This window comes from Kitasatospora sp. NPDC004799, from assembly GCF_040609095.1.
Lineage (GTDB): Bacteria > Actinomycetota > Actinomycetes > Streptomycetales > Streptomycetaceae > Kitasatospora.
The window spans coordinates 1-7,652 of sequence record NZ_JBEXJK010000390.1 but is presented as its reverse complement, the minus strand read 5'-3'; the positions used below and the strand labels follow the sequence as shown (position 1 = coordinate 7,652).

6 protein-coding genes and 1 pseudogene are annotated in these 7,652 nt (G+C 73.3%); 6 read left to right on the top strand and 1 reads right to left on the bottom strand.

Annotated features, from left to right (window positions below; genetic code table 11):
* Both ABZW03_RS33235 and ftsY read left to right on the top strand, forming a co-directional pair.
* Positions 1–1,106: AAA family ATPase (locus ABZW03_RS33235; RefSeq protein WP_355266728.1), on the top strand; the 1,106-nt coding region annotated here is incomplete at its 5' end.
* Positions 1,107–1,153: 47 nt separating this feature from the next.
* Positions 1,154–2,389, top strand: coding sequence for a signal recognition particle-docking protein FtsY (gene ftsY, locus ABZW03_RS33230; protein ID WP_355266725.1), 1,236 nt, complete (start codon positions 1,154–1,156; stop codon positions 2,387–2,389).
* Between the two features lie 129 nt (positions 2,390–2,518).
* Here ftsY and ABZW03_RS33225 read toward each other — a convergent pair whose 3' ends face one another.
* A complete protein-coding gene (locus ABZW03_RS33225) occupies positions 2,519–3,217 on the bottom strand; it encodes a bifunctional DNA primase/polymerase (RefSeq protein WP_355266722.1) in 699 nt (232 codons plus the stop codon).
* 635 nt (positions 3,218–3,852) lie between these two features.
* On the opposite strand from ABZW03_RS33225, the gene ABZW03_RS33220 reads away from it, so the two are divergent.
* The 4 genes and pseudogenes from ABZW03_RS33220 to ABZW03_RS33205 all read left to right on the top strand — a co-directional run.
* A complete protein-coding gene (locus ABZW03_RS33220) occupies positions 3,853–5,307 on the top strand; it encodes a hypothetical protein (RefSeq protein ID WP_355266719.1) in 1,455 nt (484 codons plus the stop codon).
* A gap of 279 nt (positions 5,308–5,586) precedes the next feature.
* Positions 5,587–6,981, top strand: a complete 1,395-nt coding sequence (locus ABZW03_RS33215; protein WP_355266716.1) for an ammonium transporter — start codon at positions 5,587–5,589, stop codon at positions 6,979–6,981.
* Positions 6,978–7,316, top strand: a complete 339-nt coding sequence (locus tag ABZW03_RS33210) for a P-II family nitrogen regulator (RefSeq protein WP_355266713.1) — start codon at positions 6,978–6,980, stop codon at positions 7,314–7,316. Before ABZW03_RS33215 ends, ABZW03_RS33210 begins: the two co-directional genes overlap by 4 nt.
* A 67-nt stretch (positions 7,317–7,383) precedes the next feature.
* Positions 7,384–7,652, top strand: a pseudogene (locus ABZW03_RS33205) (hypothetical protein); the annotation flags it as partial.

The window sequence follows — 7,652 nt, the reverse complement described above, 5'->3', positions numbered from 1 at the left end:
GGCGCGCCGAGCACGACGCCTCGGTGGCGAACGCCGTCGCGGCGGGCGCCCGGCAGCTGCTGGCCTGCCTGGAGGTGTCGCTGGCCCGCGCGGACGCCGGGCGGGCGGCCGTCGAGCGGGCGCGCACCGAGCGCGAGCACGAACTGCGCGAGCACCGCGAGCACGGCCGCGGGCTCAAGGAGGAGCTGGACAAGCTGGTCGACGCCGGGCACCGGGACGAGGTGCTGCGGGCCGAGAAGCGGCTGCGGATCGAGCAGCTGGAGGCCCGCGCGCTGGAGGAGTTCGGCATCGACGGCGGCGAGCTGCTGGCCTCGTACGGGCCGGAGCAGCCCGTCCCGCCGTCGCCCGCGGCGTCGGCCGCTGATGTCGCCGTCGAGGAGGGCGCGGCGCCGGGCGAGCCGTACCCGTACGTCCGGGCCGAGCAGGAGAAGCGGCTGCGGGCGGCCGAGAAGGCGTACCAGCAGCTCGGCAAGGTCAACCCGCTGGCGCTGGAGGAGTTCGCCGCGCTGGAGGAGCGGCACAGGTTCCTCGGGGAGCAGCTGGACGACCTCAAGCGCAGCCGGCGCGACCTGCTGGACATCGTCCGGGACGTGGACCAGCGGGTCCAGGAGCTGTTCACCTCGGCGTACCACGACACCGCCGCCCAGTTCGAGGGCGTCTTCGCCCGGCTGTTCCCGGGCGGGGAGGGCCGGCTGGTGCTGACCGACCCGGACGACATGCTCACCACCGGGGTCGAGGTGGAGGCCCGCCCGCCGGGCAAGAAGGTCAAGCGGCTGTCGCTGCTGTCCGGCGGGGAACGCTCGCTGACCGCGGTGGCCATGCTGGTGGCGATCTTCAAGGCCCGGCCCAGCCCGTTCTACGTGATGGACGAGGTGGAGGCGGCGCTGGACGAGACCAACCTGCGCCGGCTGGTCGGGATCATGGAGGAGCTGCGGGAGAGCTCCCAGCTGATCGTGATCACTCACCAGAAGCTCACCATGGAGTCCGCCGACGCCCTCTACGGGGTGACCATGAAGGGCGACGGCATCTCGCAGGTGATCAGCCAGCGGCTGCACGAGAAGCACCGGGAACGGCGGCCGCGGGCCGGACGAACCGCATTGGTGTAAGGCGGCTGCGGTCCATCCGGGCTCCGGTCGCGGATACTGGAGCGGTTATGGAATACGTGATTCTTGCCGTAGTCATCGCCGTGGTCGCCGTCGGCGCGATCGCGGGCCTCGTCGTTTCCGGCAGACGACGCCAGCAGCTGCCCCCGAAGTCGCAGGCGCCGGTCATCACGGCGCCGAAGCCCACCCCGCGGGAGCCCCAGGTCGGCGAGGAGGCCGCGCCGCCGACCGAGGCGCCCCGCCGCACCATCGAGGAGGTGCAGCTCCCGGCGGAGGCGGAGGCCCCCGAGGCCCCTGAGGTCGTCGAGGCCGTCGAGGTCGCCCCCGCCGAGGCCGAGGCGGCGCCCGCCGTCGAGGTCCCCGAGCCCACCGCCGGCCGGCTGGTCCGGCTGCGCTCGCGGCTCTCCCGCTCGCAGAACTCGCTCGGCAAGGGCCTGCTCTCGCTGCTCTCCCGGGAGCACCTGGACGAGGACACCTGGGAGGAGATCGAGGAGACGCTGCTCACCGCGGACGTCGGCGTCGCCCCCACCCAGGAGCTGGTCGAGCGGCTGCGCACCCGGGTCAAGGTGCTCGGCACCCGGACGCCCGACGAGCTGCGCGCGCTGCTGCGCGAGGAGCTGGTCGAGCTGATCGGCAAGGACGCCGACCGCGCCGTCCGCTCCACCAAGCACGAGGAGGGCCCGGCGGTGGTCCTGGTGGTCGGCGTCAACGGCGTCGGCAAGACCACCACCACCGGCAAGCTGGCCCGGGTCCTGGTCGCCGACGGCCGCACGGTGGTGCTCGGCGCCGCCGACACCTTCCGCGCCGCCGCCGCCGACCAGCTCCAGACCTGGGGCGAGCGGGTCGGGGCGCGCACCGTGCGCGGCCCGGAGGGCGGGGACCCGGCCTCGATCGCCTTCGACGCGGTCAAGGAGGGCATCGCCGAGGGCGCGGACACCGTGCTGATCGACACCGCCGGCCGCCTGCACACCAAGACCGGCCTGATGGACGAGCTGGGCAAGGTCAAGCGGGTCGTCGAGAAGCACGGCCCGGTGGACGAGGTGCTGCTGGTGCTGGACGCCACCACCGGCCAGAACGGCCTGGTCCAGGCCCGGGTGTTCGCCGAGGTGGTCGACATCACCGGCATCGTGCTGACCAAGCTGGACGGCACCGCCAAGGGCGGCATCGTGGTCGCGGTCCAGCGCGAGCTGGGCGTGCCGGTCAAGCTGATCGGCCTGGGCGAGGGCGCGGACGACCTGGCTCCGTTCGAGCCGGGGGCGTTCGTGGACGCGCTGATCGGGGACTGACCCGCCGGCCGGCGCGAAGGCCGTACGAAGCCGTACGAAGCCGTACGAAGGGCCCGCTCCCCCTGGGGGCGGGCCCTTCCGCATGCCCTGGGCCGGGCGGGTCGGTGCACCCGCCGTGGGGCGGGCGGGTCAGGAGGCCATCCAGGCCGGCTCGGCGGAGCGCTCCCGGCCGCGGTGGCAGGCGTACGCGAGGGTGCCGAGCAGCAGCCGGGCCTCCGGCGGGCAGCCCGCGTTGTCGCGGGTGGGGCGGCGCAGCCAGCGGACCGGGCCGAGCCCGCCGAGGACGGTGGGCGGAGCGGCGACGTAGCTGCCCTCGCCGTGGCAGATCAGGTCGAGCTCGGCGTCGTCCCAGCCCATCCGGTACAGCAGGTCGGGCAGGCGCCGGGCGGTGCCGGCGGCGACCAGGAACTGGAGCCGGCCGGTGGGGGCGGCGAGCACCGGGCCGACCTGGGTGCCCATCCGCTCCAGCCGGACCAGCGCCTGGAGGCCGGCCTGCTCGGGGACGTCCAGCACGTCGAAGGCGCGCCCGGTGGGGAACAGCACCGAGCCCTCGGCGCGGGCCCGGCCGCCGCCGCCCGGCCCGGGGTGCAGGCCGGGCGCGGCACAGCGGGGGGAGCCGCAGGGGCAGCGGGTCGGGGCGGTGGCGCCGGCGGCCGGGGTGCCAACGGCCGGGGTGCCGGCGGCCGGGTCGCCGGTGGTGACCGCCCAGCCCCAGCGGCCGGTGTACTCCGCGGCGGCCTGGGACGCGGTGACCTTGGTGCGGCGGCGCGCGCCCAGCGGTGCCAGCCGCAGGTGCCCCAGTCGAAGTTCGCCGAACAGGTTGTCCATGCCTCCCCCAACAGGTTCTCGTTGCCGATGGTTACGGGACGGTGACTGTGTGTTGATTGTCAGCTGTGTGGTGCGTGGTGCGGTGGCGGCGCGCAGCGCGTGGTGTGCGCCTGTTCCACCGGTGTGCCTCGGGCGCCGCCTTGTGGGGGCGGCGCCGATGCCGGATCGTCGTGTTCGTGGGGCTGTCGCCGTCCCGAGTGGACGGTGAACTCGCCTGTGGCTGCGGTGGGTTGCGGATTCCGCCGGGTCCTCCGGGAGAGCCGGGGGACTTGGCGGCCCGCATATGCCGGGCCGTCGGGACTCCCTAAGTGAAGCGTGTGCCCCCGGGCTTCGGTTCACTCCTGGGGGTGGCGAAAGGTGGCGTTTCGCCAGGGCCGCTCCCGCGGGCCCCTCGCGGGGCATTACGTTCAGCACGCGGATGTCGTCGAGGAGTCTGTTCCGGGCCGTCGAGGAGCGGGAGTTGGGAACCTGACGGATCGTCCGCGACGATGGCACACCAGTGCGACGGTGCCGCAGGTCCGACGGTCGCGGCACGGCGGCACCTCAGGCACGGCACGTCTGGCAAGAGCCCGCAACCGTCGGGCGGTCACGATCGGGGGCCCCGCTAGGGGCCGGGCGGGATGGGGACGTTATCCATGGCAGAGAAGCAACCGAACGAGAAGCTGACCACGTGGTTCGCCCGCAGTGGCTGGTCCAAGGGCGAGTTGGCCCGGCAGGTCAACCGCAAGGCCCGGCAGATCGGCGCCCACCACGTGTCCACCGACACCTCACGGGTGCGCCGCTGGCTCGACGGCGAGCAGCCCCGTGAGCCGATTCCCAAGATCATGTCGGAACTCTTCTCCGAACGGTTCGGCTCGGTGGTCTCGATCGAGGACCTCGGCCTGCGCGCCGCGATCCCGGTCTCGACCGTGGGCGGCGGCGTCGACCTGCCGTGGAGCGGCCCGCAGACCGTCCAGCTGATCAGCGACTACTCCCGCAGCGACCTCATGCTCAACCGCCGGGGCTTCCTCGGCACCTCGCTGGCGCTGACCGCGGGTGCCGCGCTGATCGAGCCGATGCAGCGCTGGCTCGCCCCCGGCCCGACCGGCGTGCCCACCCCGATCCTCACCGCGGCCAACGGCGGCGAGGCGTTCACCGGCCGGCTCTCCGAACCCGAGCTCGAACTGCTGGAGCAGACCACGGTCATGTTCCGGCAGTGGGACGCGCAGAACGGCGGCGGGCTGCGCCGCAAGGCCGTCGTCGGCCAGCTGCACGAGGTCACCGACCTGCTCCAGGAGACGTACAACGAGGACACCACCAAGCGGCTGTTCCGGCTCACCGCCGAACTCGCCCACCTGGCCGGGTGGATGTCGTACGACGTCGGGATGCACCCGAGCGCGCAGAAGTACTACGTGCTCGCCCTGCACGCTGCCAAGGAGGCCGGCGACCGCCCGTTCGGCGCGCTGATCCTGACGGACATGAGCCGCCAGATGATCCACCTCAACCGGGGCGAGGACGCCCTGGAGCTCATCCACCTGGCGCAGTACGGCAGCCGGGACGCCGCCACCCCGCGCCAGCAGTCCCTGCTGTACGCGATGGAGGCGCGCGCCTACGCCACCATCGGCGAGGTCAACCGCTGCGCCCGGGCGGTCCGGCTGGCCGAGGACACCTTCACCGACATCCGGGAGGGGGACCAGGAGCCGGACTGGCTGAAGTTCTTCTCGCCGGCCGAGCTGAACGCCGAGAACGCGCACTCCTTCCGCGACCTCGCGTACCACTCGGACAACGCCGACCTCTACGCCTCGATGTCCGCGCCGGTGATGGAGCGCGCGGTCGATCTGTTCCGCCAGGACGCCGACCACGTGCGCTCGTACGCCTTCAACCTGATCGGGATGGCCAGCGTCCACCTGCTGCAGAAGGAGGCCGAGCAGGCGGTGGTGATGGCCGAGCAGGCGGTGGACATCGCCGCCAAGGTGCGCTCGGAGCGGCTGAACTCCCGGGTGCGCAAGACCACGGAGGCCGCGGCGGCCCGGTTCAAGGGCGTGGACGCGGTGAGCCGGCTCAAGGAGCGGGTGGTCCAGGACATCCCGGAGTTCGTCTCGGTGGTCTGACCGGCCCTGCCCGGACCCTCCGGGGAAGACCCCACCGACCGTGGCGGCCGCCGCCGTCACGGTCGGTGGCATGTCCGGAGCCTGGCGGTGCGGCAGGCGGGGCCGGGGCCGCGGTTCACGCAGCCGTAACCCGCACGTCGCACGCGTCACGGCGGTGAAACAACCGGCCGCACTGGCCGAAACCAGCCTTCGGCACTCTCCTCCTCAACGCCGACACCCCGGACGACACCACGGGACGGGTCCCGGATGCGGGTCGGCCTGGACGCAGAGGAGACGCCGATGCCGGACGGCTTCAGTGCGGGCGACACCGCCTTCGTACTCATCAGTGCGGCCCTGGTCATGCTGATGACCCCAGGGCTGGCCTTCTTCTACGGGGGCATGGTCAGGGCCAAGAGCACACTGAACATGCTGGCGATGAGCTTCCTCTCGCTCGGCATCGTCACGGTGCTCTGGGTCCTCTACGGGTACTCGCTCAGCTTCGGGCCCGACTCCTTCGCCGGTCTGATCGGCAACCTGGACTTCCTCGGGATGCGCGGCCTCGGCCTGAACGAGCTGACCGGGACCATCCCGGTCACCGCCTTCGCGGTCTTCCAGCTGATGTTCGCGATCATCACCCCGGCGCTGATCAGCGGCGCCATCGCGGACCGGGCCAAGTTCGCCGCCTGGGGCCTGTTCATCGCGCTCTGGGTGACGGTCGTCTACTTCCCGGTGGCGCACTGGGTGTTCTTCTTCGACGGCGGCGACGGCGGCTGGCTGGGCGACCGCAACGGCGTGATCGACTTCGCCGGCGGTACCGCCGTGCACATCAACGCGGGTGTCGCGGGCCTCGCGCTCTGCCTGGTGCTGGGCAAGCGGATCGGCTTCAAGAAGGACCCGATGCGCCCGCACAGCCTGCCGCTGGTGATGCTCGGCTCCGGGCTGCTCTGGTTCGGCTGGTTCGGCTTCAACGCGGGCTCGGCGCTGGCCGCCAACGGGGTCGCCGCGATGGCGATGGTCAACACCCAGGTCGCCACGGGCGCGGCGCTGGTCGGCTGGCTGGTCTACGAGAAGCTCAAGCACGGCGCCTTCACCACGCTGGGCGCCGCCTCCGGCGCGGTCGCCGGGCTGGTCGCGATCACCCCGGCCTGCGGCTCGGTCAGCCCGCTGGGCGCGGTGGCGATCGGCCTGGTCGCGGGCGCGGTCTGCGCCGCCGCCGTCTCGCTCAAGTACCGCTGGGGCTTCGACGACTCGCTCGACGTGGTGGGCGTGCACGCGGTGGGCGGGGCGATCGGCTCGCTGCTGGTCGGCCTGTTCGCCACCGGCGGGGTCGGCCAGGCCGCCAAGGGCCTGTTCTACGGCGGCGGGTTCGAGCAGCTCGGCAAGCAGGCGATGGGCGTGGCGGTGGTCGCGGCGTACTCCTTCGTGCTGTCCTGGCTGCTGGCCAAGGCGGTCGACAAGCTGGTCGGTTTCCGGGTCGCCGAGGAGGTCGAGGTGGCCGGCGTCGACCAGGCCGAGCACGCCGAGTCCGCCTACGATTTCAGCGCCGTGGGGGCGGGCCTGGCCCGCGCCCTGCCGGGCCTGGCCGCCGCTGCCGCGGAGCCCGCCGCGGCGAAGCCCGTCGCCGAACGGCCCGCCACCACCACCGGGTCCGCCGTGCAGCCCGCCGAGAAGAAGACCGAGGTCGACGCCCGATGAAGCTCATCACCGCCGTGATCAAGCCGTACCGACTCGACGAGGTGAAGGCCGCCCTGCAGGCCTTCGGGGTGCACGGCCTGACCGTCACCGAGGCCAGCGGCTACGGCCGCCAGCGCGGCCACACCGAGGTGTACCGGGGGGCCGAGTACACCGTGGACCTGGTACCGAAGATCAGGATCGAGGTGCTGGTCGAGGACGAGGACGCCGAGGACCTGATCGACGTCCTGGTGAAGGCCGCCCGGACCGGGAAGATCGGCGACGGCAAGGTGTGGAGCATCCCGGTCGACACCGCCGTGCGGGTCCGCACCGGCGAGCGCGGCCCGGACGCCCTGTAGCCCCGCGGCCCGGTAGCCCGACACCCGGTCGCCCCGTACCGGACGGCGGGCCCGTTCACCCGGGAGGGTGCGGGTCCGCCCGACGGCGTACCCGGCCTCGTCCGGCCGGCCGGACGGGGTGCGTTCGCGGGCGGTCCACCCCGGGCGGTCCACCCCGCTCAGCACCTCGCGGAGCACCTCGCCGGCCGGACGGCCCGCGGAGCGGACGGCCCGCCGGCACGACGGTTCACCAGCACGACGGACGGGACCCACGCGCATGACCACCGAGACCGCCCCCGCCGACCCCTCCGACCCCGCCGGTCACGCCGCCGCCCGGGCCGCGCTGCTGGCCGGCCC

Excerpts from the sequence above, each read along its gene's own strand:
- ftsY (WP_355266725.1), top strand. The coding sequence starts at position 1,154 with ATGGAATACGTGATTCTTGCCGTAGTCATCGCCGTGGTCGCCGTCGGC.
- ABZW03_RS33225 (WP_355266722.1), bottom strand. The coding sequence starts at position 3,217 with ATGGACAACCTGTTCGGCGAACTTCGACTGGGGCACCTGCGGCTGGCA.
- ABZW03_RS33220 (WP_355266719.1), top strand. The coding sequence starts at position 3,853 with ATGGCAGAGAAGCAACCGAACGAGAAGCTGACCACGTGGTTCGCCCGC.
- ABZW03_RS33215 (WP_355266716.1), top strand. The coding sequence starts at position 5,587 with ATGCCGGACGGCTTCAGTGCGGGCGACACCGCCTTCGTACTCATCAGT.
- ABZW03_RS33210 (WP_355266713.1), top strand. The coding sequence starts at position 6,978 with ATGAAGCTCATCACCGCCGTGATCAAGCCGTACCGACTCGACGAGGTG.